The organism is Primorskyibacter flagellatus (assembly GCF_900176485.1).
Taxonomy (GTDB): domain Bacteria; phylum Pseudomonadota; class Alphaproteobacteria; order Rhodobacterales; family Rhodobacteraceae; genus Primorskyibacter; species Primorskyibacter flagellatus.
This window is the reverse complement of sequence record NZ_FWYD01000001.1, coordinates 164,101-189,232: the sequence shown is the minus strand read 5'-3', so window position 1 is coordinate 189,232 and position 25,132 is coordinate 164,101. Positions and strand designations below refer to the sequence as shown.

General features: G+C 61.5%; 30 protein-coding genes and 1 tRNA gene. 7 read left to right on the top strand and 24 right to left on the bottom strand.

From position 1 onward, the window contains the following. Positions 1-3 precede the first annotated feature (3 nt). The 21 genes from B8991_RS00895 to fabD all read right to left on the bottom strand — a co-directional run bounded on the left by B8991_RS00895 (position 4) and on the right by fabD (position 15,531). Positions 4-441, bottom strand: a complete 438-nt coding sequence (locus B8991_RS00895) for an NlpC/P60 family protein (RefSeq protein WP_084349919.1) — start codon at positions 439-441, stop codon at positions 4-6. Beyond that, on the bottom strand, positions 441-1,325 hold the full coding sequence (locus B8991_RS00890; RefSeq protein ID WP_084349918.1) for a DUF2163 domain-containing protein: 885 nt from the start codon (positions 1,323-1,325) through the stop codon (positions 441-443). Before B8991_RS00890 ends, B8991_RS00895 begins: the two co-directional genes overlap by 1 nt. After that, entirely contained in the window at positions 1,325-1,957 is a 633-nt protein-coding gene (locus B8991_RS00885; RefSeq protein WP_084349917.1) for a DUF2460 domain-containing protein, read from the bottom strand. The genes B8991_RS00890 and B8991_RS00885 overlap by 1 nt, the downstream gene beginning before the upstream one ends. A 10-nt stretch (positions 1,958-1,967) precedes the next feature. After that, positions 1,968-2,630, bottom strand: a complete 663-nt coding sequence (locus B8991_RS00880; protein ID WP_084349916.1) for a phage tail tape measure protein — start codon at positions 2,628-2,630, stop codon at positions 1,968-1,970. Beyond that, on the bottom strand, positions 2,623-2,826 hold the full coding sequence (locus B8991_RS00875; protein WP_084349915.1) for a rcc01693 family protein: 204 nt from the start codon (positions 2,824-2,826) through the stop codon (positions 2,623-2,625). The genes B8991_RS00880 and B8991_RS00875 overlap by 8 nt, the downstream gene beginning before the upstream one ends. Next, the gene (locus B8991_RS00870) at positions 2,823-3,149 is read right to left on the bottom strand and encodes a gene transfer agent family protein (protein WP_084349914.1); all 327 of its coding nucleotides are present in this window, start codon (positions 3,147-3,149) and stop codon (positions 2,823-2,825) included. Before B8991_RS00870 ends, B8991_RS00875 begins: the two co-directional genes overlap by 4 nt. Positions 3,150-3,153: 4 nt before the next feature. Next, positions 3,154-3,567 carry a phage major tail protein, TP901-1 family gene (locus B8991_RS00865; protein WP_084349913.1) on the bottom strand — a complete coding sequence of 138 codons (414 nt, stop codon included), beginning with the start codon at positions 3,565-3,567 and terminating at the stop codon, positions 3,154-3,156. A 23-nt stretch (positions 3,568-3,590) separates the two neighbouring features. Next, on the bottom strand, positions 3,591-4,001 hold the full coding sequence (locus B8991_RS00860) for a DUF3168 domain-containing protein (protein ID WP_084349912.1): 411 nt from the start codon (positions 3,999-4,001) through the stop codon (positions 3,591-3,593). Further along, positions 3,998-4,336, bottom strand: coding sequence for a head-tail adaptor protein (locus B8991_RS00855; RefSeq protein ID WP_084349911.1), 339 nt, complete (start codon positions 4,334-4,336; stop codon positions 3,998-4,000). Before B8991_RS00855 ends, B8991_RS00860 begins: the two co-directional genes overlap by 4 nt. Next, positions 4,333-4,929: a head-tail connector protein gene (locus B8991_RS00850; RefSeq protein WP_084349910.1), complete on the bottom strand. Its 597-nt coding sequence runs from the start codon at positions 4,927-4,929 to the stop codon at positions 4,333-4,335. The genes B8991_RS00855 and B8991_RS00850 overlap by 4 nt, the downstream gene beginning before the upstream one ends. A gap of 159 nt (positions 4,930-5,088) precedes the next feature. Then, on the bottom strand, positions 5,089-6,270 hold the full coding sequence (locus B8991_RS00845) for a phage major capsid protein (protein ID WP_084349909.1): 1,182 nt from the start codon (positions 6,268-6,270) through the stop codon (positions 5,089-5,091). Positions 6,271-6,298: 28 nt separating this feature from the next. Then, on the bottom strand, positions 6,299-6,853 hold the full coding sequence (locus B8991_RS00840) for an HK97 family phage prohead protease (RefSeq protein ID WP_084350291.1): 555 nt from the start codon (positions 6,851-6,853) through the stop codon (positions 6,299-6,301). A 32-nt stretch (positions 6,854-6,885) separates the two neighbouring features. Continuing rightward, complete coding sequence (locus tag B8991_RS00835) at positions 6,886-7,107, bottom strand: GTA head formation protein, RCAP_rcc01685 family (RefSeq protein WP_084349908.1); 222 nt, start codon at positions 7,105-7,107, stop codon at positions 6,886-6,888. Further along, the gene (locus tag B8991_RS00830) at positions 7,100-8,308 is read right to left on the bottom strand and encodes a phage portal protein (protein WP_084349907.1); all 1,209 of its coding nucleotides are present in this window, start codon (positions 8,306-8,308) and stop codon (positions 7,100-7,102) included. Before B8991_RS00830 ends, B8991_RS00835 begins: the two co-directional genes overlap by 8 nt. 201 nt (positions 8,309-8,509) lie before the next feature. Continuing rightward, complete coding sequence (locus B8991_RS00825) at positions 8,510-9,853, bottom strand: DNA-packaging protein (RefSeq protein WP_084350290.1); 1,344 nt, start codon at positions 9,851-9,853, stop codon at positions 8,510-8,512. Further along, positions 9,801-10,130, bottom strand: coding sequence for a hypothetical protein (locus tag B8991_RS21360; protein WP_165907508.1), 330 nt, complete (start codon positions 10,128-10,130; stop codon positions 9,801-9,803). The genes B8991_RS00825 and B8991_RS21360 overlap by 53 nt, the downstream gene beginning before the upstream one ends. Before the next feature lie 337 nt (positions 10,131-10,467). Next, complete coding sequence (gene mltG / locus B8991_RS00815; protein ID WP_084349905.1) at positions 10,468-11,625, bottom strand: endolytic transglycosylase MltG; 1,158 nt, start codon at positions 11,623-11,625, stop codon at positions 10,468-10,470. Beyond that, positions 11,625-12,884: a beta-ketoacyl-ACP synthase II gene (fabF, locus tag B8991_RS00810; RefSeq protein WP_084349904.1), complete on the bottom strand. Its 1,260-nt coding sequence runs from the start codon at positions 12,882-12,884 to the stop codon at positions 11,625-11,627. Before fabF ends, mltG begins: the two co-directional genes overlap by 1 nt. 269 nt (positions 12,885-13,153) lie before the next feature. Further along, on the bottom strand, positions 13,154-13,390 hold the full coding sequence (locus tag B8991_RS00805; RefSeq protein WP_084350289.1) for an acyl carrier protein: 237 nt from the start codon (positions 13,388-13,390) through the stop codon (positions 13,154-13,156). A gap of 205 nt (positions 13,391-13,595) precedes the next feature. Beyond that, positions 13,596-14,333 carry a 3-oxoacyl-ACP reductase FabG gene (fabG, locus tag B8991_RS00800; RefSeq protein ID WP_084349903.1) on the bottom strand — a complete coding sequence of 246 codons (738 nt, stop codon included), beginning with the start codon at positions 14,331-14,333 and terminating at the stop codon, positions 13,596-13,598. A gap of 259 nt (positions 14,334-14,592) precedes the next feature. After that, positions 14,593-15,531 (bottom strand): ACP S-malonyltransferase, encoded by a 939-nt coding sequence (gene fabD / locus B8991_RS00795; RefSeq protein ID WP_084349902.1) that lies wholly within the window; start codon positions 15,529-15,531, stop codon positions 14,593-14,595. A gap of 242 nt (positions 15,532-15,773) precedes the next feature. Here fabD and rpsF point away from each other — a divergent pair, with 242 nt between their 5' ends. The 3 genes from rpsF to rplI are packed head-to-tail and all read left to right on the top strand — an operon-like array spanning position 15,774 to position 17,016. Further along, a complete protein-coding gene (gene rpsF, locus B8991_RS00790; protein ID WP_084350288.1) occupies positions 15,774-16,127 on the top strand; it encodes a 30S ribosomal protein S6 in 354 nt (117 codons plus the stop codon). Positions 16,128-16,152: 25 nt separating this feature from the next. After that, complete coding sequence (gene rpsR / locus B8991_RS00785) at positions 16,153-16,380, top strand: 30S ribosomal protein S18 (protein WP_025061827.1); 228 nt, start codon at positions 16,153-16,155, stop codon at positions 16,378-16,380. Between the two features lie 12 nt (positions 16,381-16,392). Beyond that, positions 16,393-17,016: a 50S ribosomal protein L9 gene (gene rplI / locus B8991_RS00780; protein ID WP_084349901.1), complete on the top strand. Its 624-nt coding sequence runs from the start codon at positions 16,393-16,395 to the stop codon at positions 17,014-17,016. Between the two features lie 154 nt (positions 17,017-17,170). On the opposite strand, the gene tig is transcribed toward rplI, so the two are convergent. From tig to B8991_RS00765, 3 genes are all read right to left on the bottom strand, one after another. Then, a complete protein-coding gene (gene tig / locus B8991_RS00775; protein ID WP_084349900.1) occupies positions 17,171-18,505 on the bottom strand; it encodes a trigger factor in 1,335 nt (444 codons plus the stop codon). Between the two features lie 24 nt (positions 18,506-18,529). Continuing rightward, positions 18,530-18,614, bottom strand: a tRNA-Leu gene (locus B8991_RS00770). 150 nt (positions 18,615-18,764) lie between these two features. Further along, positions 18,765-20,495 carry an NAD(P)H-hydrate dehydratase gene (locus B8991_RS00765; RefSeq protein WP_084349899.1) on the bottom strand — a complete coding sequence of 577 codons (1,731 nt, stop codon included), beginning with the start codon at positions 20,493-20,495 and terminating at the stop codon, positions 18,765-18,767. Between the two features lie 252 nt (positions 20,496-20,747). Between B8991_RS00765 and B8991_RS00760 the strand changes: the two genes are divergently transcribed. From B8991_RS00760 to B8991_RS00745, 4 genes are all read left to right on the top strand, one after another. After that, positions 20,748-21,086: a P-II family nitrogen regulator gene (locus B8991_RS00760; protein ID WP_084349898.1), complete on the top strand. Its 339-nt coding sequence runs from the start codon at positions 20,748-20,750 to the stop codon at positions 21,084-21,086. Between the two features lie 115 nt (positions 21,087-21,201). Then, positions 21,202-22,608 carry a type I glutamate--ammonia ligase gene (gene glnA, locus B8991_RS00755; RefSeq protein ID WP_084349897.1) on the top strand — a complete coding sequence of 469 codons (1,407 nt, stop codon included), beginning with the start codon at positions 21,202-21,204 and terminating at the stop codon, positions 22,606-22,608. 195 nt (positions 22,609-22,803) lie between these two features. After that, entirely contained in the window at positions 22,804-23,619 is an 816-nt protein-coding gene (locus B8991_RS00750; RefSeq protein ID WP_084349896.1) for a lytic murein transglycosylase, read from the top strand. 301 nt (positions 23,620-23,920) lie between these two features. Beyond that, on the top strand, positions 23,921-25,132 hold the full coding sequence (locus B8991_RS00745; protein ID WP_084349895.1) for a bifunctional alpha/beta hydrolase/OsmC family protein: 1,212 nt from the start codon (positions 23,921-23,923) through the stop codon (positions 25,130-25,132).

Here is a 25,132-nt window from a genome sequence, read left to right as displayed (position 1 = left end):
AGATTATCCCTCCAGAGGAAAACGGAAACGCGCCACGATGCGGCGTCTCCAGGGGGCGCTGAGCGGGCTTTCGACCACCCCATGCCCCGTATATGCGTGAACGAAGGCGGGCAGAGTTCCTGCGTCCGACAGGATGCCAAGATGCTTCGCGACCGCCCCGTTCCGCATTCGGAACAGCAACACATCGCCCGGCTTCATATCGGGCCCGGCGGGCGAAAGATGCGCAAGGGCAGCGGCCCACAGGCGTTCCTCGCCCTGCGGCTCCGACCAGTCGAACGTGTAGGCCGGAATGATTACAGACTCTGGCCCGATGACCTCGCGCCAGACACCGCGCAAAAGACCCAGGCAATCCGTTCCTGCGCCCCGCGTTGAGGCCTGATGCCGGTAAGGCGTCCCCAACCAATCGCGCGCCGCGTTCACCACCTGCAAACCCGCCGCCATCACCGTCGGCTCCCGCCGGATTGCGCCGTGGCGACCGATGGATGCACCATTACCCAATCCTCTTCCGGAATGTCGGGGAAACCCTGAAAGTTCAGTTGATTGGCGAATTTCAACCGGCAGGTTTCAAAGCGCTTGTCACAGCCCGCGATCACGCGGATCTTGTCGCCGGAGGCAATGTCTGCCCGCAACGGCTCCCACAGTTCGACGATGCGCAGATCGCCTTCGGACCGGTCGCGCTTCACTGCGCCCTTGAGCCCCTTTGCCGCCCCTGACAGCACCTCAAAACGTCCACGTTGAAACCACCCGGCATCAAAGCTGCCCGTATCGCCGAACCGAAAGATCCGCCGCGCTTCAACGTCCATCAGATGCGCCTCGACCGAATAGCCCGGTGTCGACGTGTCGAAACCACATGCGCCATCGCCCAAAACCGCCGAGCACGGTTTCTGGAACACGCGCCCCAACGGACGGTTCAGCGCCTCGCTCAGCCCGCGCAGTTCCGCCTCAAACGCGCCGCCGGATCGTCGGATCTCGCCCAGAGAGCCACGAAACAGCAATTGCCGTTCGTCCGGGTTTGCCCAATTCACCAGCCAGGAAGACACTTGCGCGCCGTCGAACCGCCCCGAGGCAATATCCGCCTCTGAAATCGCCGACGAAGACAGCGCGCCCATCGCTTCGCTATTGTCCACCGACAGGCCCGTACTTTGTTGCAGCGCCCGCGCCGTCAGGCCGGCATCCGCACGATGGATCATGCCGTTAAAGACCAGATCGCAATCGTGGTCGGTAAAGCCCATCTGGACGCCATCGCGCCGCGTCACGCTCCAGGCGCGTGCAACGGTAGTGCAGCCGGTTTGCAGATGCGTCTTCAGCCCCTCATGAAACGTCATCAGACCCGCACCTCCACCACTGGCACGTCGGGCACCTCGCCTGCATGGAAACTGGCGACGCTTGTGCGGATACTGTCCGTGTCGAACCGCACCGGCACGTCGAATTCAAATCCGGCCGTCACCTCGCCCTCCGCCAGCGGCGGCTCTGCAAAAGTGATGAGGCCCGTCTCGTGATCGACCTCGTAATGCACACCGTGAAGCAGTTCGTCGCCCTGTACGCCCGCACGCACAGACCCCTGAACCGGCTTGGTCACGGGACGGTCATAGTGGCTTTCCCCCGACCAGTAGCGCTTGATCAGTTGGAACGTCACCGTCGCGCCGTCACCGCGCGCGATCGCCTGATCGTCGAACCGGACAGTCCGCGACGCGCGGCAGCTTTTGTAATCCGCCCAGTCCTTCCAGCGAAAACCGAACAGCTGCCCCTGACGGGCCTCGAAAAAGGCGATAAGCTCGCCGATATCGTCCAGCGACCGCAATCCCAAACCCGCGTCATACCGCCTGCGGGAATGTGCCCAGGGCGTGTTGCGTTCCTCGAACCCGTTTGCCAGCGTCACCACATCGGTGCGCCGTTCGGGACCGCCAACCGAACCAAAGCTCAGGCTGGCGGGAAATCTGACTTCGTGAAATGACATCACATCCTCCTCAGCGGTTGCGTTGACCGCGGCTTAACGCGCGGCTCATCTGGGCGGCGACCTGCGCCTGACTGCGGCGGAACCCATCGACATCCGGCGTGGTGATGTTCATCACCACCGTAGTCGCGCCGGCCCCACCCTGTGCCTGCACGCCCAGCTTGCCATCGGCACCGCGTGTCAGCGGCATGATCGCCTCCGGCCCGGCCTCGCCCATCAGCCCGGTGCCGCCGCGCATCGGGAAATTCGTCGGCCCGGTGACAACGCCGCCCTTGGCGAAAGGCATCACCCGGCCCTGCCCGAAGGCCGCGCCGTCAGCAAAAGGCGATGCGCCGCCGAAAATTCCCGACACTCCGCCCGCGATCAGGCTGCCAACGTGATCCGTCACCGGCTTGACAGCCGCGTTATATGCAGTGCCGATCATGGAGTTGGCGACCCGCTCCAGCGCGTCCGACAGCTTCATCCCGTCGAACACAACCCCGTCGATTGCGCCCTTCAAACCCCGGCTCAGCGACGTTTCCAGCGCAGCGACCCCCTTGCCGGTGGCACTGAAGGTCTGGTGGATGCGGCGCATTTCCGCATCGAACCCGGCCGCCATGCCGGTCGCGGACGCCAGAGAATTTTCCAGCGCATCCACCTGATTTTCCAACGTTTCCACTGCGTCTCTGTCAGACATCTTCTGCCCTTTCCTGACTGTCGGGATAGGCGCGGATCAGCGCCTCCAACCCATCGCGCCCCAGGGACGCCGCGCCGGAGCGTTCGCCCAGCATCACCCGCAATTCGGCAGGTGTCAGTGCCCAGAACTCCGCCGGGCGCAGACCCAGCCCCTGCAAGCCGGCCCGCATCAGCGCCGGCCAGTCCAGCGCGGTCACGTTGCGATCTCCTCCGGTGGCAGGAAGGCGCGGGTCAAAAGCTCTGCCGCCGCCCGTGCCGCCGCCATCGGACCGCCGCTGATTTCGGCCGCCAGAAGATCGCCCGCGCGGCCCTGCCAGCCGCCGCCACGAAGCCCCGCGACGATCAAGGCCAGCACATCGCGGCTGCTGACCTTGCCGCCTTCGAAACGGGCCACCAGATCCATAAGCGATCCGCTGTCCAACCCGGCTTCCAACTCTGCCAATGCGCCCAGAGTCAGGCGCAACTGGTGCTGCACCCCGTCGATCTCCAGCGCGACTTCCCCTCTGTACGGATTGGTCATGGCCTTAAAGCGCCGTAAAGGTCAGCTGACCGGCGGAGGCCATGGACAGCTCGTAGGTCGCTTCGCCGTTATGCGAACCGGCATATTCGATCGCCGTCACCTGGAACGGGCCCTCGACCACCCCGAAATCCGGAATGATGACCTGAAAATCAGGCGTCTCGCCGTCAAAAAAGATCTGACGCGCGCGCTCGTCCGTCGTGTCATCGCGGAAGACGCCCGACCCTGAAAGCGAGGCCGAACGCACACCCGCGCCGCCCAGCAGTTCGCGCCAGCCGCCCGAGCTTTCCAAAGAGGTCACATCGACCGTCTCTGCGTTGAAACTTACCCGCGTGGCACGCAGCCCCGCCAGCGTCTGGAACTGGCCGACACCGGTCAGATCCACCTTGATCAGCATGTCCTTGCCGTTCTGGGCACCCATGGCATTTACTCCGTTGATAGTGTTCAGTTGTCTTCCACGCGGGCGCGGAATTTCAGGTCGATGCGGCGGATGGTTCCGGTTCCCACACGCGCTGCCTGCGCCTTGAGAAACCGCATCCCCACCAATCGTCCGCGGCTAAGTGTCAGCGCGGGATCTTCCAGCGCGTCACTGATCGCAGCGGCGGCTTCCTTGGCCTGCTGGAACCCGGAAGCACCTGTGACGACGGTGATCGTCAGGTCATGCTCTGCCCCGGCGCCCGTGGCGTCGGATTTGTCGCGGACCACCTCGGCCCCCAGCGTGACGTAAAGATCCGGCACCCGGCCAGATGGCAGCGCATCGTAGACATGCGCACCGACGGTGGCCTGCACCCTGGCATCTGCCAGCAAGCACGCATAAACGGCCGACTGAAGCGGTGCAGAAAGCGCATAGCTCATGCCGCGACCTCCTCTTCGGCAAAGCAGATCAGGAACCGGCCACGCGGGTCGCGTTCGCTCACGGCTTCGATCCGGTAATGCCTGGTGCCTTCACGGAACCGCTGTCCTGCCTGTGGGCGCATCGCACTGCCCACCGGGGCGCCGCGCACCGTTATCTTGAACCCCATGACCGAGGCCGAGGATGCAGGTCCGGACACTTCGCGCCCGCTGCGCGGCTTGACCTCTGCCCAAAGCGTGCCAAGTGCGTTCCAGCCCTCGTCGTAGCCTCCTGCCCCATCGGCCGTGACCAGCGGTGCCTCCAGCACCAGCGGGCGGCTCAGCTCGACGGTACTCATTGTTCTGCCCCCAGGCCGATCCGCAGCGGCCGGTAGCGTTCGATCAGGCTGGTCACGCCGAAAGGCATGCAGCCACGGCCCAGCGAGGTCTCGTCGCGGTATTCATAATAATGCGCGGCCAGCAACATCACCGCCTGCGCCAGATCAGCGGGCAGATTGCCCCAGTCCGGCGACATTCCGGCGGTCAGTTTCAGTTCTGCATGACCGCCATGCGGAATCGTCGGCAGGCAGGTGCCCATCGGTGCCAGAACCGGACGAACGGCATCCTGCACCAGACGATACTTGCACGGTTCAACCACTGTCGGCAGGCCATCGCGCCCAACCATGGACAGTTGCGAAATCGCGCTGACCGGGGCAATCGGCAAGCCCTGCCCGGCACCGTTCCAACGCTCCACCGTCCAGGTGAAATCACGCGCGATCAGCGCCTTCCCGGTGCGCGCCTCAATGCCCGCAAGCGCCGCGCGCAGAAAACCTTCCAGCAATCCGTCCTGCAAGCTATCCTCGGCAAAGCCCGATCCCAGCCGCAGGTGGCTTCGCAATCCGGCAATCGGAAGCACCGCCTGCGGCACTGTGGTTTCTTCGATCAACATCATGGATCGTCTCCAAACATCCTGCCCCTCCGCGGGAGCTTTTCCGGCAAAAAAGGCGCGCGCCACTCACGTTGCTCGGACGGAGGGGAGCAGCTGGACAACGCAAGTCCAAACCGGCGCGCGCCAGGGCAGCGGGGTTTCCCGCCACCCATCCGCCGCGCCTTACGAGACGGCGAAACGCAGAAGCTTGATCGCGGCAAAATCGCTGACATCGCCGCCGACACGCTTGGTGGCGTAGAACAGCACATGTGGCTTGGCCGAGAACGGATCGCGCAGCACACGCAGATCGGGGCGTTCAGCAACCGTGTAGCCCGTGCCGAAATCGCCAAATGCAATCGCATCGGCACCCGGCGCAACATCGGGCATGTCCTCGGCAATCAGCACGCGATAGCCCAACAGACGCGCGGACTCTGCCGCCGCCAGACCGTCCGACCACAGGAAACGACCATCCGCGTCCTTGAGCTTGCGCACCAGACCGGCGGTCTTGGAGTTCATCACGAAGGTCGCATTGGCGCGGTATTCCGCCCCCAGAGAGTAGACCAGGTCAATCAGCGCGTCAGCGCCTGCAAACCCACCGTCAGCGCCGGTCGGCACATAGCCGATATTGCCCCAGCTCCAGACGTCATTATCGACAGCGGGGTGGCTCAGAAAACCGGTGGGTTTGTCATTGCCGTCCCCGTTGATGAAGGCGGCAGCCTCGGCACGCGCGAACTTGTCGGCGATCCGGCCGGCCAGCCAGCCTTCGATGTCGAACGCGGCATCATCCAAAAGACGCTGCGAGGCTTTCGGCAAAGCCGACAACTCGTGTAGCGGAATGGCGATACGGTCAACGATCGGCGTACTAGTTTCAGTCGAAGATCCGGTCTCGGACGCCCAGCCAGCCCCCATTTCGGTGGTGTCGATCAGCACGTCATAGGACGTCGCCTCGACATTGACGACATTGGCGATCGCCCGGATAGATGCCGTGGTTGCCAGCACCGAATTGACCGATGCGGAGGTCACGGGATCGACCAGATAGCCGCCATCGCCATTTACGGCGGTGGACATCGCCTTACCCTCGAATTCCAGACCGCGAAGGCCGTCATCGTCGCCAGAGCGCAGATAGGCGTTGAACGCCTTCTGGTGCGGCACCTCGACCTCGGCCGAAGTGGCCAATGCGGGGCGGTAGGCAGTGTGTGATTTACGATCAAGCATGGTCAGTCGCTCTTCCTGTTGTTGAAGCCGTGCGGACATATCGTCCTGAAAACTTTTGAAATCCCCGACAAAACCCGCGATTGCGGATTTCACCTGGGTGACCGGAGACAGATCTTCCCCGGTCCGAGAGGTCGTCTCGGTCTTGCTCATGGCATTGGTCCCGTGATGGCTTGACGCGTCAGTCGCGCGCCAGGTTCCGACGCGCGCCTTCCAGCGCCTGCGCCAACTCGCGCAGCATGGCCTCGGCCGGGGCATCGCCCTTGGCCGCCACCCGCGCACTGGGCAGCATCGGGAAGGTCACAAGCGAGACTTCCCAAAGCTCCAGTTCCCTCAGAAGCCGCTGGCCCCTGTCATTCTTCGTGGCCTTCAGCGTGCGGTAGCCAATCGACAGCCCGTCAATGGCCCCCGCCGCGATCAGCGCCGCCGCTTCACGGCCCTTCTGGGTGCTGTCCAGCAGACGCCCCTTGACGAACAGCCCGCGACCGTCCTCGCGCACCTCGTCCCAGATCCCGATGGGCGTCGCCGGATCGTGCTGCCACAGCATCTTTACCGCGCGGCGTTCCTGGGCCATCCGCTTGAGCGATGCTTTGTAAGCGCCGGCCTCAACCACGTCACCGCCCTGATCGCAGGCCCCGAACAAGGAGGCATAGCCCTCGATCCGGCTGCCATCAGTCACCGAGACTTCTGTCTCGAAACGGCAGAATTTCTGCTCCAGCCCATAATCCGTCTGCATGTCTTGTCCTTCCATCATCTCGAAATCCCGGATCACGGCGCCGCCGCCAGAAGGCCCTGGACCGCTTGCGCGAGGATCACGCCCACCACGCCGTAGACCGCCAGCCACAATCGTCGCTCTAGCCGTTCCATCAGCACTTCGATCTTGTCGATCCGTCGGTTCACGGCTTCGAACTGCATACGCGCCATGCGTTCATGCGCTTCCAGTTTCAACGAGGGCGCACAGTCGAAAGGCAGGCCTCGGCCATCAGCCATTGGCCTCGTCCTCCGTCAGTGCAGGCAGGCCCAACATGGCGCGCTTTTCGGCGACGGTCAGGAACTCGGCACCTGTGACACGGACCCATTGCGCGTCGCGTTCGGCACTCAGCGCGGGCACCTGATCCAGGTCGGGCTTGAGATCAAACGTCTCGCCGATATGTCCGCCCAGCCATCCGCTCAGCGCCCCGGCCACCCGCATCGCCAGCGGCAGCACCGTCAGCCGGTAGAAGGCGCGGTTGGCCTCTTGGTAATTGGCATAGGTCGCATCGCCCGGTATCCCCATCAGCATCGGCGGCACCCCGAAGGCCAACGCAATCTCCCGCGCAGCACTTTCCTTGGTCTTCTGGAATTCCATATCCGAGGGGCTGAACCCCATCGGCTTCCAGTCCAGCCCGCCTTCCAGCAGCATCGGCCGCCCGGCATTGCGCGCGCCCTGGTGATAGCTTTCCATCTCGCTCACCAGCCGGTCATATTGATCGGGCGCGAGACTTCCCTGCCCCTCGGCACCCTTGTAGACAATCGCTCCCGAAGGCCGCGCGGCATTATCCAGCAGCGCCTTGGACCAGCGCGAGGCACTGTTATGCACATCCAGCGCCATGGCGGCCGCCTGCATCGGGCTTAGCCCGTAATGGTCGTCCTGCGGATGAAAGCTCTTGATATGGCAGATGGGGGAAACCGGTCCCGTGGCATCAAACCGGTGCTTGCGACCGCCAACCGCGTATTCATACCCCACAGGCCAGCCATCCGGGCCGGGGATCACCGACAGCCGGTCGGACCGCAGGACATGCAGTTCCGCCAGCTCGCCCAGATCGGTTTGCACGGCCTCGACATAGCCATTGCCCGACAGCAGGATCTGGCCATAAAGCGCCTCCAGCAATTCCGCCCGCCTTTGGGCAGGGTTCGGTGCAGAAAGCAGTGCCAGCACCGGGTGGCTGTCATAGCGCCGTTCCGCGTCCTGAAGCACCAGCGGCAACGCCGCCGCGGCCTCGGCAATCAGCTTCACCGCGCGGAACCCGACCGGGTTGCCGGCAAAGCCTGTGCGCGTCAATGACACCGTGTCGCGCGGGCTCCAGGCCACCCGGCCATTGCCCTGCATGGCGATCACCCGACCCACCGCGCTCGCCTTGGCCTCGGGGGCCGCAGGCGCTTTCACCGGGGCCGGTACTGCCTGGCTCTTGCGCATGAAATCAAATACCATCGTGTGATGCTCCTCGTTTCACCTGTGCCGTGCAGACAAGCCGCGATCCCTCGGATCACGCTGTTTCGCGCGCCCGTCCTGCCTGCCTGCCACTCTGGCTGTCTGTCCGTCTTGCTGTCAGTCTGACGAGGTTGCCCGCCGCCGTTGAAACCAACCTAGGGTTTAATGGTTAAGGTCGCTTAACCAATGCGTTCGCACCCCCTAAAGCGCGCGCAACTGCGGCTTGCGCCAGCCCGCCGCCGGTTGGATCATGCCCTCTGTCAACGCCCAGACCAGCGCATCCACGCGGTCCGGCGATCCTTTGCCTTGATAGCCCTGAAAGGTCATGCGGCACATCTGATCCTCAAGTTCGCCAAGGCCGCGCAAGTGGCTGACGCGCCCCTGCTCATACAAAGCCGCGACAGGCTCGGCCCGTGCGATCTTGCCCTTGGCGGCATGCACCTTGGTCACCGGCACCAGCGGATCGACCTGCCGGATGACCTGTTCGACCATATCGCCGCCCTGGTTGACCTCGGCCACCAGACGATCAGCCCCCCAATGCTCCATGCAGGTGATTGCCGCGCGCGCCCACGTCATCGGACTGGCCGCGCGGACGCTGGCATCTTCCAGCACCACGGCGCGCCAATCCTGCACCGGCCCCTGCATGGTGACACCAATCACCACGATCCCGCATTCGTCAGACCCCGCATGGCCGCTGACCGGCGGATCGACCGCGACCAGCACCCGGTCAAATGCGCCGGCCTTGTCGATCCGGACCTCGTCCAGCAAGGAATGTGTCCAGAGCGCGCCCTCCTCGTCTTCCATCAACACGCCGTCCAGTTCCTGCCGCCCCAACCGCGTCCCGGCATAGCGCGCGCGCACCTCGGCCAGAAAACTGTCGGCAAGATTGGCGCGGTTCGCCTCGGTCGGCGCGTGGCTGACAACGGTAGAGTCCAATTTCAACAACTGCTTCAGCACGCCCACATTGCGCGGCGTCGTCGTCACGCATTGCTGCGGACACTCCCCCAGCCGCAAACCGAATTGCAGCATGTCCCAAGTGTCCTGAGCCCGCTTCCACTTCGCCAACTCATCCACCCAGGCGGCATCGAATTGCGGCCCGCGCAACGACTCCGGCTCATGCGCGGAAAAGGCCATCGCTTCAGCCCCGTTTGGCCAGATCAGCGTGCGCCGGCCGCCGTGCCATTCAGGGCGCCGGTCTGGGGGCGAACAAGCCAGAATGCCGCTTTCACCAAACACCATCACCTCGCGCACCTGATCCAAAGTCTCGCCCACCAGCGCCACGCGCTTGGCCCGGCCGGGATCGCGCGGACGCGACCCCTCTACCATGGACCGGACCCATTCGGACCCGGCGCGGGTCTTGCCCGCGCCGCGCCCACCCAGAATGACCCAGGACCGCCAATCCCCCACCGGGGGCAGTTGATGGTCCAGCGCCCAGAACTCGAAAATGTAAGGGAGAGCCAGAAGCTCTCCCTCGGTCATATCGTTCAGGAACTCATTCCTCACGGCAACATCTGCGCAAGCGATCCAGGCGGCACCCGATCTCAGATCGTGCGGCGTCGAAATCAATCGCGTAATCCCGGACAATTCCGGCTCTGTCTCGTTGTGCTTTGGCAAGTTGCGCCTCCGTTTCGCTGGCAGCCTTCAACATGGATCGCACGTATGCGAGTATCTTCAGGCCCTCTGTTTCCGTTCCGACTTCCCCGGTGCGAACCCGTTGTCTCAGGTCCTGCAAATCTTTTCGTGCTTCCCGAAGTTCTTCGCGGACCTCGCGGGCCACGTTTTCCAGTTCGGCAAACCCTTCTTCCGGGGTAATAAGTGTCATGTGCTCGATGACCTCTCGCTAGAGTGATCCTCCGCCCGAACCGCATGAAAAAACGGCCACCGGGGTCACCCCCCGGGGCCGTTCGCCCAACTGTTCCAGCATGCCACAACCTATACGGGAGACCGTTCGCAGAGTCAAGCCTGAACACGCCCACACGATTCCGTAAGTAATTGTAAATTAATGTTAATAACTGCTACTGCGCAACCTAAGCGCAACGCGAAAACCATCACTTTTAGCGATTTTTCAGACAAACGAAAAAGGCGGCACCAACCCTAAGGATAGCGCCGCCTTCTAAATCAAGTGATTAACTTTTTCGAAACCATACCGCGCGGTGGCGCTACTGATTGCGCTGCGCTTCCAGCGCACGGTAAGCCGCCACATTGCGATTATGTTCGTCCAGCGTGACAGCGAAGTTGTGGCCATCCGCCGGATCGAGCGTCCGCGCGACAAAATAGATGAAATCCGTATCAGCCGGGTTGAGTGCCGCCACGATGCTGGCACGCCCCGGATTTGCGATCGGTGTCGGCGGCAGACCCTTGATGACATAGGTGTTCCACGGCGTCTCGCGGTCCAGCTCCGACCGGCGCAACCCGCGCCCCAGCACACCTTTGCCTTCGGTCACGCCATAGATGACCGTCGGATCGGTTTGCAGGGGCATGTCGGCGCGCAGCCGGTTGGTAAAGACCGAGGCAACCTGTCCGCGCTCTTCGGCATTGCCGGTCTCTTTCTCGATGATTGACGCAAGGATCAGTGCCTCTTCCGGCGTTTCAAGCGGCAGATCATCGGCGCGGTTCTCCCATGCATCGGCAAGGATTGCCTCCTGTGCGCCCTGCATCCGGGCGATCACCGAGTCCAGCGTATCGCCGGGCTGAACCTCATAGCTGTCGGGGGCAAGACTGCCCTCTGCCGGAACCTCCGCCTCGCCCTCCAGCAGGTCCAGAGACGCCAATTCCTGCACCACCTGCCAGCTGGTGACACCTTCAGCCAGCGCGACGCGGTAGCGGGTGTCGTCCTTTGCACGCATCTCGGCGTAAACCGGATTGGTCTCTGCATCGCCAGGCGCAAACTTTGCCCGTTCGGCATAGCGGCCGCTGGCGGGATCAAGCTCGCGCACCTGGATTTCCGCCGCAGTCACGCCGATGCGGTAAACAATCTCTGTCCCGCAGGTGCTGGCACCGCCACGGGTCACGATATCGACAATTTCTGCCATCGACGCGCCTTCCGGCACCAGAAAACTGCCCGCTTTCAGGTCTTGCGCCTTGTCCATGTAATCCGCGCCGATCCGCAGGATCGCCCCGCTTGTGACGGCCCCCTGACCTTCCAGATTGCGCGACACAGCGCGCAGGTTGGTCCCACGTTCGACCTGCACGCAGATTGCCTGCTCCAGCGGTCCTTCGGACAGGTATTGCGACCGGCCCCATATGACCACGCCCCCGGCCAGGAACAGCAAGACGGCGAGGAACGTCAGCGCGTTAGACGCGATATGGCGCCACATCAATCGACCTTTCTGAAGATCACGCTGGCATTGGTGCCGCCAAAGCCGAAGCTGTTGGACAGGGCCACATTGATCTTGCGCTCGCGCTTGGCGTTGGGGGCAAGGTCCACCTTCGTTTCCACCGCCGGATTGTCGAGGTTGATCGTCGGTGGTGCCACCTGATCACGGATTGCGAGAATCGAGAAGATCGCCTCGATCGCGCCAGCAGCACCCAGCAGGTGCCCGGTCATCGACTTGGTCGAGGACATGGTGACCTTGTCTGCGGCATCGCCCATCATGCGCTCTACCGCGCCCAGTTCGATCTTGTCAGCCATCGTACTGGTGCCATGCGCGTTGATATAATCAATATCGGACGGTTGCAGCCCGGCCTTTTTCAGCGCCATGCGCATACAGCGTTCCGCGCCGTCGCCATCCTCTGACGGCGCGGTGATGTGATAGGCGTCGCCCGACAGACCGTAACCGATCACCTCGGCATAGATCTTGGCACCGCGCGCCTTGGCGTGTTCGTATTCTTCCAGCACCACGATGCCGGAGCCTTCGCCCATGACAAACCCGTCACTATCGACATCATAGGGGCGGCTTGCCTTTGTGGGATCATCGCTGCGCTTGGTGGACAGCGCCTTGCAGGCGTTGAAGCCGGCGATGCCGATCTCCGAGATCGACGCCTCGGCCCCGCCGGCGATCATCACATCGGCATCGTCGTCGCGGATCAGCCTGGCTGCATCGCCGATGGCATGCGCGCCAGTCGAACAGGCCGTCACAACCGAATGGTTCGGTCCGCGGAATCCGTAGCGAATGCTGACCTGACCCGAGATCAGATTGATCAGCGCGCCCGGAACAAAGAACGGCGACACGCGCCGCGGTCCGCGATCCCGCAGAACCAACGCTGTCTCGGCGATGGAGTTCAGCCCGCCAATACCGGATCCGATCAGAACGCCGGTCCGTTCCAGCTCTGCCCGATCATCCGGGGTCCAGCCTGCATCTTCGACAGCCTGCGCCGCTGCGGCAATACCGTAAAGGATGAACGTATCGACCTTGCGCTGGTCTTTTGGTGCCATCCAGTCATCTGGATTGAACGTACCGTCGGTTCCATCACCATGCGGCACTTCGCAGGCATAGTCAGTTGCCAGATGGCTGGCATCGAACCGCGAGATCTTCCCCGCACCCGATTGCCCATCCAGAATGCGTCTCCAGCTTTCCTCGACCCCGCTGGCCAAGGGGGTGACAAGGCCAAGTCCTGTGACAACAACACGGCGCATTCGGTTGTCCTTCCATCAATTTCGTTCCTGCCGCTCTTACCCTGCATGCGGGCAAGGGGGCAAGACCGTCGATTATCACTTTGACAAAGTTCCGCACAGCCCGGCATGATCTTGCGCCCGAAACAGCCCGCAAGCATCGCCCCAATTTGTGCCTCTATCGCCTGTCAGAATGGGACCAAACACGGCTCCGCAGGTGAGCGTGGTACCCCACAAACGAAAACGGCCCCCATGACGGAGGCCGTTTACGCTGTCTCTATGACTGCTGGGGCTCAGGCGTTGGCGTTGGAGATGAATCCAACCGCGTCGCCGAAGGTCTGAATGGTTTCAGCGGCGTCGTCAGGAATTTCGATGCCGAATTCCTCTTCGAAAGCCATGACCAGTTCCACGGTATCAAGGCTGTCTGCGCCCAGATCGTCGATGAACGAGGCATTGTCGACGACCTTGCTTTCTTCGACACCCAGGTGCTCTACCACAATCTTTTTAACGCGATTTGCGACGTCGCTCATATTGTCTTCCTCACGGTATTGTCGGGACATTCGCCCGGATTATCCCTCGCCCCTGCGGGGTTTTCAAGTGCCCTTGCGGGCGGCTCAACTCCCCGCGATGCGGGTCGGATTCGAAAGAGTTACCCCCTTCTGCCCGAAACTTCTGCGCCTATAGCACATGGTGCAGCGTTGGCAAACGCTTTCGCACCGGTGCCAAAGACGCTTATCACAACATGGCCATGCCGCCATTGACGTGCAAGGTGGTTCCGGTGACATACCCGGCCTCTGGCGCGGCAAGATACAGAACCGCAGCGGCAATTTCGGCCGGATCACCCATGCGGCCTGCGGGTATCTGGCCCATGATCGCAGATTTCTGATCGTCGTTCAGCTTGTCTGTCATCGCGGTGGCGATGAAACCCGGTGCCACGGCATTGACGGTGATGCCACGGCTTGCGACCTCATAGGCCAGCGACTTCGACATGCCGATCACACCCGCCTTGGCGGCGGCATAGTTGCCCTGACCGGGATTACCGGTTGCCCCGACAACGGACGAGATATTCACGATCCGGCCCCAGCGCGCCTTCATCATGCCGCGCAGTACACCTTTACACAGCTTGAATGTCGCGGTCAGGTTCACGTCGATCACCGATTGCCATTCATCATCCGACATCCGCATGAACAGGTTGTCGCGGGTGATACCGGCGTTGTTGACCAGAATATCCAGACTGCCCATCGCCTCGATTGCCTGCTTGGGAAGGGCATCAACGGCTGCGAAATCCGAAAGGTTGCACGGCAGGACATGCGCACGCTCGCCAAGTTCGGCGGCCAGAGCCTCAAGCGGTTCGGTCCGCGTGCCACTCAGCCCTACCGTGGCACCCGCGCCGTGCAACACGCGTGCAATCTCGCCGCCGATGCCCCCCGAAGCGCCGGTGATCAGCGCGGTTTTTCCAGTCAGATCGAACATACCTGTCCCCCGTTTGCGGCGGGTCAGCTGTTTTGCCGACTGTGCCGCGATGTTCCATATTTGAGGCGTATCGCATTGCATGGCCTCATAATCAAGACGAGCAAATCGTGATCTCACCCCGCCCGGTAACACCTTGCCCCGCAGCCAGAGACCCAGGTTGTTTGCGTCGCACTCTGTACCTGCCAGCGCTAATCTTCACCGGCAAATCCCGCTTCACGATTCTCTTGTGACCCGCCGAAGCGGGCCTGTGCGACATTCTTCAGCTCAGGCTTTCTGCTGCCGCCTTGACCTCGTCGGGCGTGCCGATATTGCGCGTCGCGATGGTTTTGTCGATCCGTCGGATCATGCCCGACAGCGCCTTGCCCGCGCCGATCTCCCAGATCTCGGTGACGCCCTGCGCCGCCATGAACCCCACGCTTTCGCGCCACCGCACCGATCCGGTGACCTGCTGCACCAGCAAGGAGCGGATGGTCTCGGGATTGGCCACATCATGCGCCAGCACATTCGCCACCAGCCGCACGGACGGGTTGGAGATTTCGACATCCTCCAAAGCCTCTGCCATCGCGCGGGCGGCAGGCTCCATCAACTGACAATGGAAAGGCGCGCTTACAGGAAGCAAAACAGCGCGCCGCGCCCCTTTTTCCTTGGCGATCTCGACGGCGCGTTCCACGGCCGCCTTGTGCCCGGACACGACCACCTGCGCCGGGTCATTGTCATTCGCAGCCTCGCAAACCTCGCCCTGTGCAGCCTCTTGCGCGACGGTACGGGCGGTCTCGAAATCCAGCCCCAGCAAAGCGGCCATGGCCCCGGCACCGACAGGCACGGCCTCTTGCATGGCTTTGCCGCGAATCCGCAAAAGCCGCGCGGTGTCGGCAATGCTGATCGCACCGGTTGCCGCCAGTGCGGAATATTCGCCCAGCGAATGGCCCGCCACATAAGCGGCCGCATCCACCGCCACGCCTTCTGCCTCCAACGCCCGCATCGCGGCAAGCGATGTCGCCATCAGTGCGGGCTGCGCGTTCTGTGTCAGCGTCAGCGCATCCGCCTCGCCTTCCCAGATCAGTGTACTCAGCTTTTCGCCAAGCGCGTCGTCCACCTCGTCAAACACGGCCTGCGCCTGCGGATAGGCCTGGGCAAGCGCCTGCCCCATGCCGATGGTCTGGACACCCTGCCCGGGAAATACGAATGCGCGGCTCATCTGATGCCCCCTTGTTATGTGCGGCCCCTTTCTGTCGGGGCGGTTGCTCCTGATGTACCGTCACAGCAGCTTTCGCGCAACGCAGTTGACACCTCCGCTGGCAGACTTGCACCCTGGACATTTCCGTGTATACGGAGCGCTCCTTTCGCAAGTACAGACAAACCGCGCAGACTCTCGTGGGCAGGGGCGGAAGGATCACAGACCTGTCCTTTGAAATGCGCCGCAATATGAACGGAGACCGCATGCCACTGTATGAGCATGTATTCATTTCGCGTCAGGACTTGTCCAACACGCAGGCCGAAGGCCTTGTTGAACATTTCGGCACCGTCCTCGCCGACAACGGCGGCAAGCTCGTGGAACACGAGTATTGGGGCGTCAAGACCATGGCGTACAAGATCAACAAGAACCGCAAGGGCCACTATGCCTTCCTGCGCACCGATGCCCCTTCCGAGGCCGTGCAGGAAATGGAACGCCTGATGCGTCTGCATGACGATGTGATGCGCGTCCTGACCATCAAGGTCGACGAGCACGCCGAAGGACCCTCGGTCCAGATGCAGAAGCGCGACGAGCGGGACAACCGCCGCGAGCGCCGTTGATCACCTGAGAAAAGGACGCTAAACCATGGCAACAAAACCATTTTTCCGCCGTCGTAAAGTCTGCCCCTTCTCGGGCGACAACGCACCTGCGATCGACTACAAGGACACACGTCTTCTGCAACGCTACATCTCTGAGCGTGGCAAGATCGTACCCAGCCGCATCACCGCCGTCTCGGCCAAGAAGCAGCGTGAACTGGCCCGTGCGATCAAACGCGCCCGTTTCCTCGCCCTGCTGCCCTACGCAGTGAAGTAAGGAGTAAGCACCATGCAAGTCATCCTTCTCGAACGCGTTGCGAAACTCGGCCAGATGGGCGACGTCGTTGACGTCAAGCCCGGCTACGCCCGCAACTACCTGCTGTTGCAGAAGAAAGCCCTGACCGCGTCGGAAGACAACATCAAGGCATTCGAAGCACAAAAAGCGCATCTCGAAGCCCGCAACCTCGACAGCCGCAAGGAAGCCGAATCGCTGGGAGCAAAGCTTGACGGCGAACAGTTTGTCGTGATTCGCCAAGCGTCTGACGGCGGCAACCTCTACGGCTCTGTCACCACGCGTGACGCCGCGGACACCGCGACCGAGGCTGGCTTCTCGCTGGACCGCAAGCAGATCATCATCCGCGAGCCAATCAAGGTATTGGGTCTGCACGAACTTGAGGTGAACCTTCACCCCGAGGTCATGGTGACGATCACGCTGAACGTCGCCCGTTCGCCCGAAGAGGCGCAGCTTCAGGCGTCCGGCAAGTCGATCCAGGAACTGGCCGCCGAAGAAGAGGCCGCCGCAGATTTCGAGATCGCCGAGTTGTTCGACGATATCGGCTCTGCAGCCGAGGACGACGACGCGCCCCGCGATGTGGTCAACGCCGCAGCCGAGGCCGAGTCCACCGAAGACTAAGCCGACAGCAATGCCCCCAATTCGGGGCGTTCAGACCGCGCGGGCCCACCCCGCGCGGTCTTTTTTTGTGCCGCGACCTGGCCTTCCCCTAGGCCAACAAAAAAACCGCGCCTGCGAGAGGCGCGGTTTTATGAAACTCCGTAAGTAGCGGGGCTTATTCGTCTTCTTCAAGCGCCTCGACGGCCTTTTGCAGCTCATCTTTCGAGATTTCTTTCTCGGTCACATCGGCCTGTTCAACGATGTGGTCGACGACCTTGTCCTCGAAGATCGGCGCGCGCATCTGCTGTTGCATCTGCTGGTTCTGCTGGATGAACTCAAAGAACTGACGTTCCTGGCCCGGATACTGCCGCGCCTGGTTCATGATTGCTTGCGTCATCTCGGCATCGGTAACCTGAATCTCGGCCTTCTGGCCCAGTTCCGCCAGAAGAAGCCCCAGACGCACGCGGCGCTCGGCCAGCTTATTGTGCTCTTCGGTGGGCTCTACCGGATCGTGATCATGCCCTTCGACTTCGGGGTTTTCCTCGTGCCACAGCTGATGCGCGATCTGTTTGGCTTCGGCATCCACCAGCGACGGCGGCAGTTCGAAGCTGACGACATTGTCCAGCTGATCCAGCAGGCCGCGCTTCATCACCGCGCGCGCAGCGCCCGCATATTCAGCCTCAAGACGCTCGGCGATCTGGGTTTTCAGCGCGGCCAGATCATCGGCACCAAAACGCTTGGCAAGCTCGTCGTCGATTACCGCAGCCTGAGGTGCCTTCACGGACTTGACGGTGCAATCGAAGATCGCCGCCTTGCCCGCCAGATGCTCGGCCTGATAATCCTCGGGGAACGAAACTTCGACGGCCTTCTCGTCGCCAGCTTTCACGCCGACCAGTTGCTCTTCGAAACCGGGGATGAAGCTGTTCGATCCCAGCGTCAGCGGATAATCCTCGGCAGAGCCGCCCTCGAACGCTTCGCCATCCACCTTGCCGACGAAATCGATCACGATCTGGTCGCCATCCTCGGCTGCGGCACCCTCTTCACGGTCCTCGAAATTCTGCGCGGTCTCGGCCAGATTTTCCAGCGCCTCGGTCACCGATGCGTCATCCGCCTTGGCCACCAGCTTTTCCAGCTTGATGACGCTCAGGTCGACCTCGGGGATGGTCGGCAGCGCCTCATAGCTCATCTCGACATTGACATCGTCGCCTTCTTTCCAGTCCTCATTGGTCATCTTGACCTCTGGCTGGGCGGCAGGACGGTCGCCGCTGTCTTCGAAATGCTGGTTCATCGCGCCGTCGATGGTTTCCTGCATCGCCTCGCCCAGCAAACGCTGGCCGAACTGCTTTTTCAGCAGCGGCATCGGAACCTTACCTTTGCGAAAGCCCTTCATCTCGACCTCGGGCTGCGCCTCGGCCAGCTTTTCGTTGACCTTCGCGCTAAGCTCATCAGCGCTGACGGTGATCGCGTATCCGCGCTTCAACCCTTCGTTCAGAGTCTCGGTGACCTGCATTTACGTGTCCTTTTTCTCATCCTCTGGTGCGGGTGGAGGGACTTGAACCCCCACGCCTTGCGGCGCCAGAACCTAAATCTGGTGCGTCTACCAATTTCGCCACACCCGCAAAAACCCAAGAGGCAGCCCAACGGGCCGCCCAAGTCCGGCGCTGTCTAGCAAACCCGCAAGCCGGATGCGAGCGGAAAATTCGCCTGAAACAGACAGGGCTGCAGGGTTATTCCGGCACCGGCGGTACGCGGCCGAAACAGAGTGGATGTCAAGAACCCAGGACACGACTCAGAACCTGGGGCAGAACCTCCGGCAGGTCTTCAGCAATCAAGCCCGGCCCAAAGCTGCGCGCGCATTCCACATGCAGCCAGGCGGCACTTGCAGCAGCGTCCATCGGACAATAGCCGCGCGCCAGCAATCCGGCGATGAACCCCGCCAACACGTCCCCCGACCCGGCCGTCGCGAGCCAAGGTGCGGCACGATCATATTTGGCCAAGTTTATCGTGCAAGCCCCGGAAGGATCAGCGATCACCGTCTCCGCCCCCTTGAACAGCACCACGCATCCCGCCCGTTTGGCCGCCGCACGTGTGGCATCAACCTTGGAATAGGCCGGACCTTTCGTTGCGGCTGCGTTCAATTTCTCAGCGATGTCTGGAAACAGCCGCTTGAATTCGCCCGCATGTGGCGTCAGTACGCACTGATCATGCAGCAACGCAAACAGATCCGGGTCGCGCGCAAGCAGGCTCAGCGCGTCGGCATCCAGCAGCACTGCCCGCCCTGGGCTTGGCCCGGGGCCTCGCGAAACAGAAGGCCCCGGCTCGGGGGCCGGGGCGCGTAGCGCTGCGGCGACCAACCCCGTCGCGCGCTCATCCAGTCCCAGCCCCGGCCCCAGACACAGCGCATTGATGCGCCCGTCTTCCAGCGCCGAAGCCACCCCGTCGCCATCCTCAACACGCTTCAGCATCATCGCGGTGATCTGACAGGCCACCTCCATCTGCGCTGAGCCCGGCACCCCCAAAGTCACCAGCCCCGCCCCGATCCGCAACGCGCCCCGCGCTGCAAGCCGCGCCGCCCCCGTGCGCCCGGCACCACCGGACAAGATCAGGGCGTGGCCATGAGAGTATTTGTGCTGATAATCTTCTTTTGCGAGACAGATCGAATCTTTGGCAAGCGTGACCTGCTCAAGCCACACTTCCCGCTGCCTGTCCGGCCCCTCACGCAACCACCGGGAGGCAAATGCCTCAATCCCCAGAGTTTTGACGACGACTTTGCCACAATGATCTGGTCCATCGGCCAAGACGTGCCCCAATTTCATGCTATGAAAGGTCACTGTAAGATGCGCGCTGGCTGAGACCCCATGGCGAGAGTCTGAAATCGCGAAGATCCGGCCACTATCAGCGCAAATACCAGTTGGAAGGTCGATGGCGACGATGGCCGCCCGACCAATTTCATGCCCAACCTTAATGGGACGGCACCCCACCATATTTTCCATTTTTGAGAATAGGCCATCAAATTCTCGAAGCGCGCGCTTAAGCCCTGTTCCGAACAGTGCATCCACCAGCAGGTCGCAATTCCAAAACTTTTCTTCGTATTGCAAAAATGAATAGGTCGTCCCCAGCGCGCACCACCGTTCATAATTCACTTTCGCGTCAGGCGGCAGTTGCGACGGATCACCATGGAGGAAAACCTGCACCTTCCAGCCCTGTTCCTGCAGCAACCGCGCCACGACAAACCCGTCCCCCCCATTGTTCCCCGGCCCGCACAGCACCACGGCCCGCAGAATACTTGTCTCTTCTTCTTGGACCAAATACTCCCGGGGTGCGGGGGCTGGCCCCCGCTCCGGCATCGCATCTCGCGCAAACGCCGGCCATTCCTCGAAAATCGCCTCGACGACGCCCCGCCCTGCCCGCTCCATCAATTCCAGTCCGCTAACCTCGCCGCTGTCTATCGCGGCCTGTTCAATGGCGCGCATCTGCGCGGCAGTCAGAAGCTCGGTCATGCACAACTGTCCTGTCACTGGTGTAAAAGCTCGACCTCTTATCCGCCCTTCAGGACATAGCTTACAAGAGGACAACCGCGCGGATTCGCATACAGAGTTTTCTGATCGCGTATTATTAAGTCAGATCGCACAAATTATGTGCATTTAATTCTGACAACTGGCGTCGAAACAGCCATAGCACCCGAATCCGATTGAGCCATGGTGCCCCACATGATCAATCCCTAGCGACACCTGTTGCGACGGAGATTTCAGATGAAGAAGATCGAGGCGATTATCAAGCCATTCAAGCTTGATGAGGTGAAAGAAGCCCTGCAAGATGCCGGCATACAGGGATTGAGCGTCATCGAAGTCAAAGGTTTCGGACGCCAGAAGGGCCATACTGAACTCTACCGAGGCGCGGAATATGTCGTCGATTTCCTGCCCAAGGTGAAGATCGAGGTCGTGCTGGACGATGATCTGGTCGATGATGCCATCGCGGCTATCATCGACGCGGCCAAGACCGACAAGATCGGCGACGGCAAGATTTTCGTCAGCCCGGTCGAACAGGCGATCCGCATCCGAACCGGAGAGACCGGCTCAGACGCACTCTGAGCCTGCCCCGGACCTGATCCGGGGCCTCGATGCTTCAACACTCCCACCCGAATTCAATTCCAGTTGAAAGCTCACGGCCACCGGCCGGGACGCGATGAGAAGAGGACAACCAAAGATGAGCAATGACGCAATTCTGAAAACCATCAAGGACGAGGATATCGCCTATGTCGATATTCGCTTCACCGACCCGCGCGGCAAGTTGCAGCACGTCACGGTGGTCTCGGATCTGGTCGACGAAGATTTCCTGGAAGAGGGCTTCATGTTCGATGGCTCCTCGATTGGCGGCTGGAAATCGATCGAAGCCTCGGACATGAAGCTGATGCCCGACACCGAAAGCGCCTATATCGATCCGTTCTACGCGGAAAAGACGCTTTGCATCCATTGCTCTGTCGTCGAGCCGGATACCGGCGAAAGCTACGAACGTGACCCGCGCGGCACCGCGGAAAAGGCAGAGGCTTACTTGAAATCCTCGGGCATCGGCGACGTGTCCTACTGGGGTCCGGAAGCCGAATTTTTTCTGTTCGATGATGTTCGCTTTTCGAACTCTATCAACAAGGTATCCTACGAAGTTGATGCGATGGATGCGTCCTGGAACAGCGACACACAATATGAGATGGGCAACACCGGGCACCGCCCCGGCCTGAAGGGCGGCTACTTCCCGGTCAATCCGATCGATGACGGGCAGGACATCCGCGCCGAAATGCTGACCACCATGAAGCGGCTCGGCATGAAGGTCGACAAGCACCACCACGAGGTTGCGTCCTGTCAGCACGAGTTGGGCCTGATCTTCGGCACGCTGACAAAGCAGGCCGACGAGTTGCAGAAATACAAATACGTCATTCACAACGTGGCGCAGGCTTACGGCAAGACCGCGACCTTCATGCCCAAGCCGATCTACGGCGACAACGGCACCGGCATGCATGTGAACATGTCGATCTGGAAAGACGGCAAACCGTTGTTCGCGGGCGACAAATATGCCGATCTCAGCCAGGAAGCGCTGTATTTCATCGGTGGCATCCTGAAGCATGCCAAGACGCTCAACGCCTTCACCAACCCGGCGACAAACAGCTACAAGCGGCTGATCCCCGGCTTCGAGGCTCCTGTGCTGCGCGCCTATTCGGCCAGCAACCGGTCCGGCTGCGTTCGTATTCCGTGGACCGAATCGCCCAAGGCAAAACGCGTCGAGGCACGCTTTCCCGATCCCGCAGCGAACCCCTATCTGTGCTTTGCTGCCCTGCTGATGGCCGGTCTCGATGGCATCAAGAACAAGATTGATCCGGGCGAAGCCATGGACAAGAACCTGTACGATCTGCCGCCGGAAGAGCTGGAAGGCATCCCCACGGTCTGCGGCTCGCTGCGCGAAGCGTTGGAGGCGCTCAAGTCAGATCACGGCTTCCTTCTGGCAGGTGACGTGTTCACGAAAGACCAGATCGACGGCTATATCAAACTGAAGATGGAAGAGGTCGAACTTTACGAACAAACACCGCACCCGGTCGAGTTCGGAATGTATTACAGCTGCTGACTTCCAGCTTGAACAGCTATCGGAACTGGGCGTCTTCACGGACGCCCTTTTCTTTTCTGCCTTCGAAAAGAACATCGCTTTGACGCGCTCTTGCGCGCGTTACCGCACCGAAAAACCGCATTTGCCTTCCCTCTTGGCCCAGAGCATCTCTGCGGGTAGGGTCGTCTGGATCAGTTACCTATTCCGGAGACCGCAATGCGTCCGATTTTCACCGCTCTTTTCCTGTCGCTGCTGACTGCCTCTCCGGCATTGGCGGCGAATTGCATCACGAACAAGGGCAGTTTTGGTGCCTATAAGCAAGGTCTCAGCCAACAGGCCGCGTCCAATGGCGTGGGCCAGAGCGGCCTTCAGGCGCTTGGCAGCGCATCCCTGTCCAGCCTGACATGGCGGTTCGAATCCAACCCGTCCAGCCAAAGCGGCGTCTCATACGGCGATCCGGCGGCGTTTCTCGCCAAGCGTTCGGGCAGCTCTGCGCAAAGTTTCATCAACATGGCGCGCTCGAAGAAAAGCAAGAATCCCAACACGTTCTCATCGATCGAACGCACTTACGGTGTACCGGCCGACCTTCTGGTGACAATCTGGGGACTGGAAACAAGCTGGGGCGGCTATCTTGGCAAGACGCCCATCGTCGACGGGGCGGTCACGCTGGCCTCCTATTGCCGACGGCATCCGCGCTTTGAAGGCAGCGCGATCGCGGCGTTGAAATTGGTGGATCGCGGTGTGATCTCGACCAGTACGCAGGGTGGCCCGTCGGGCGAATTGGGGCATATGCAGTTTCTGGCCGAGAACTGGCTGCGCTACGGTGTTGACGCCAACGGCGATGGCAAGGCCGATCCGTATAGCGCGGTCGACGCGCTGGCCTCTGCCGCCAATATGCTGCGCCAGAACGGCTGGCAGCCCGGTCAACCTTATGGCGAAGGCACACGCAACTTTCAGGCGCTGTCTGCCTGGAATGACAGTGGTAACTATCAACGCGCGATTGTCTACGCGGCCCAACGGATCGGAGGATAAGTTAAAGATCACCTTTAACATTGACCTATCAATGGCCTAAATGGAAAATGTAAGGCTTTAGATGAAGATGCGCCCGCTCTTGATGGTTGCAACAGGCAGCGGGCGCGTTGCAACGCGACAAGACTGACCAGCATCGGGCGTGCGGACGGTTATGCGAAATTGGCCACTCCGCCCGCAAGGTCCGATTTCTGCTGAACACCAAACAACACCGGCCGTCACCTTGACGTGACAGCCATGACACATCTCTGGCGGGCAGGCGCATGTCTGCTTACCCTTTCAATCACATCAGAAAGGAGCCGCCATGGCCACCGAACGTATCACTTTTGACGGCCACGCGGGTGCCTCGCTCGCCGCGCGGCTCGACCTGCCGGAGGGGCCGCATCTGGCCACGGCGCTGTTTGCGCATTGTTTCACTTGTTCCAAGGATATCGCCGCCGCGCGTAGGATCGCGGGTCGGCTTGCGATAATGGGGATCGCCGTTCTGCGGTTCGATTTCACCGGGCTTGGACATTCAGGCGGTGAGTTTGCCAATACGTCTTTCTCGTCAAATGTGCATGATCTGCACAACGCCGCCGCCTATCTTGGCGCGCGCGGCATGGCACCGTCGCTTATGATCGGTCACTCACTGGGCGGCGCGGCTGTGCTGCGCGCGGCGGGCAGCATCGACAGCGTGCGCGCTGTCGTCACCATCGCAGCCCCCTTCGATCCCGCCCATGTGACGCATAACTTTTCCGACGCACTGGACAAGATTGCCGAGACTGGCCGTGCAGAGGTTGATCTGGGCGGGCAGACCTTCACGATCTCGCAGGATTTCGTACAGGACGTCACGTCGGAAAAGCTTGAAAACGCCATTTCCGGCCTAAAACGCGCGCTGCTGGTGATGCACGCGCCGCGCGACAGCGTTGTGGATATTTCCAATGCGACACGCATCTTTACCACCGCGAAACACCCGAAAAGCTTTGTCACGCTGGACGATGCCGACCATCTGGTCAGCCGCGCAAGCGATGCAGAATATGCAGCACAGGTGATTGCCGCCTGGGCCGGACGCTACCTTGATTTGCCAGCGCCCGCACCGCCCCCCGGCGCGCCCGAAGGCGTGGTCCGCGTGGCAGAGGCTGATCCGGACGGCTTCCTGCAAGACGTACAAAACGGCCCTGATCATCACATGTTGGCCGACGAGCCTGAGGCTTATGGCGGCAGCAATCGTGGCATGTCGCCCTACGGGTTCCTGGCTGCCGGTTTGGGTGCCTGCACCTCGATGACGATCCGCATGTATGCGCGCCGCAAGGGCTGGCCGCTGGATCACGTCTCGGTGGATGTTCGCCACGACAAGGTCCACGCGCAGGATGCGTCCTCTGGAAGTACTGACAAGATCGACACGTTCCGCCGCCGGATCACGCTTGAAGGTGAGCTGTCACAAGAGCAATGCGCCAAACTGCTGGAGATCGCGGATAAATGCCCTGTCCATCGCAGCTTGGAACGCGGCGCGAAGGTGCTGACGGAACTGGTCTGA

Bases quoted from the DNA above. Each gene is read 5' to 3' on its own strand.
- B8991_RS00895 (WP_084349919.1), bottom strand. From the start codon at position 441: ATGGCGGCGGGTTTGCAGGTGGTGAACGCGGCGCGCGATTGGTTGGGG.
- B8991_RS00890 (WP_084349918.1), bottom strand. From the start codon at position 1,325: ATGACGTTTCATGAGGGGCTGAAGACGCATCTGCAAACCGGCTGCACT.
- B8991_RS00885 (WP_084349917.1), bottom strand. From the start codon at position 1,957: ATGTCATTTCACGAAGTCAGATTTCCCGCCAGCCTGAGCTTTGGTTCG.
- B8991_RS00880 (WP_084349916.1), bottom strand. From the start codon at position 2,630: ATGTCTGACAGAGACGCAGTGGAAACGTTGGAAAATCAGGTGGATGCG.
- B8991_RS00870 (WP_084349914.1), bottom strand. From the start codon at position 3,149: ATGACCAATCCGTACAGAGGGGAAGTCGCGCTGGAGATCGACGGGGTG.
- B8991_RS00865 (WP_084349913.1), bottom strand. From the start codon at position 3,567: ATGGGTGCCCAGAACGGCAAGGACATGCTGATCAAGGTGGATCTGACC.
- B8991_RS00860 (WP_084349912.1), bottom strand. From the start codon at position 4,001: ATGAGCTATGCGCTTTCTGCACCGCTTCAGTCGGCCGTTTATGCGTGC.
- B8991_RS00855 (WP_084349911.1), bottom strand. From the start codon at position 4,336: ATGAGTACCGTCGAGCTGAGCCGCCCGCTGGTGCTGGAGGCACCGCTG.
- B8991_RS00850 (WP_084349910.1), bottom strand. From the start codon at position 4,929: ATGATGTTGATCGAAGAAACCACAGTGCCGCAGGCGGTGCTTCCGATT.
- B8991_RS00845 (WP_084349909.1), bottom strand. From the start codon at position 6,270: ATGAGCAAGACCGAGACGACCTCTCGGACCGGGGAAGATCTGTCTCCG.
- B8991_RS00840 (WP_084350291.1), bottom strand. From the start codon at position 6,853: ATGCAGACGGATTATGGGCTGGAGCAGAAATTCTGCCGTTTCGAGACA.
- B8991_RS00835 (WP_084349908.1), bottom strand. From the start codon at position 7,107: ATGGCTGATGGCCGAGGCCTGCCTTTCGACTGTGCGCCCTCGTTGAAA.
- B8991_RS00830 (WP_084349907.1), bottom strand. From the start codon at position 8,308: ATGGTATTTGATTTCATGCGCAAGAGCCAGGCAGTACCGGCCCCGGTG.
- B8991_RS21360 (WP_165907508.1), bottom strand. From the start codon at position 10,130: ATGACACTTATTACCCCGGAAGAAGGGTTTGCCGAACTGGAAAACGTG.
- mltG (WP_084349905.1), bottom strand. From the start codon at position 11,625: ATGTGGCGCCATATCGCGTCTAACGCGCTGACGTTCCTCGCCGTCTTG.
- fabF (WP_084349904.1), bottom strand. From the start codon at position 12,884: ATGCGCCGTGTTGTTGTCACAGGACTTGGCCTTGTCACCCCCTTGGCC.
- B8991_RS00805 (WP_084350289.1), bottom strand. From the start codon at position 13,390: ATGAGCGACGTCGCAAATCGCGTTAAAAAGATTGTGGTAGAGCACCTG.
- fabG (WP_084349903.1), bottom strand. From the start codon at position 14,333: ATGTTCGATCTGACTGGAAAAACCGCGCTGATCACCGGCGCTTCGGGG.
- fabD (WP_084349902.1), bottom strand. From the start codon at position 15,531: ATGAGCCGCGCATTCGTATTTCCCGGGCAGGGTGTCCAGACCATCGGC.
- rpsF (WP_084350288.1), top strand. From the start codon at position 15,774: ATGCCACTGTATGAGCATGTATTCATTTCGCGTCAGGACTTGTCCAAC.
- rpsR (WP_025061827.1), top strand. From the start codon at position 16,153: ATGGCAACAAAACCATTTTTCCGCCGTCGTAAAGTCTGCCCCTTCTCG.
- rplI (WP_084349901.1), top strand. From the start codon at position 16,393: ATGCAAGTCATCCTTCTCGAACGCGTTGCGAAACTCGGCCAGATGGGC.
- tig (WP_084349900.1), bottom strand. From the start codon at position 18,505: ATGCAGGTCACCGAGACTCTGAACGAAGGGTTGAAGCGCGGATACGCG.
- B8991_RS00765 (WP_084349899.1), bottom strand. From the start codon at position 20,495: ATGACCGAGCTTCTGACTGCCGCGCAGATGCGCGCCATTGAACAGGCC.
- B8991_RS00760 (WP_084349898.1), top strand. From the start codon at position 20,748: ATGAAGAAGATCGAGGCGATTATCAAGCCATTCAAGCTTGATGAGGTG.
- glnA (WP_084349897.1), top strand. From the start codon at position 21,202: ATGAGCAATGACGCAATTCTGAAAACCATCAAGGACGAGGATATCGCC.
- B8991_RS00750 (WP_084349896.1), top strand. From the start codon at position 22,804: ATGCGTCCGATTTTCACCGCTCTTTTCCTGTCGCTGCTGACTGCCTCT.
- B8991_RS00745 (WP_084349895.1), top strand. From the start codon at position 23,921: ATGGCCACCGAACGTATCACTTTTGACGGCCACGCGGGTGCCTCGCTC.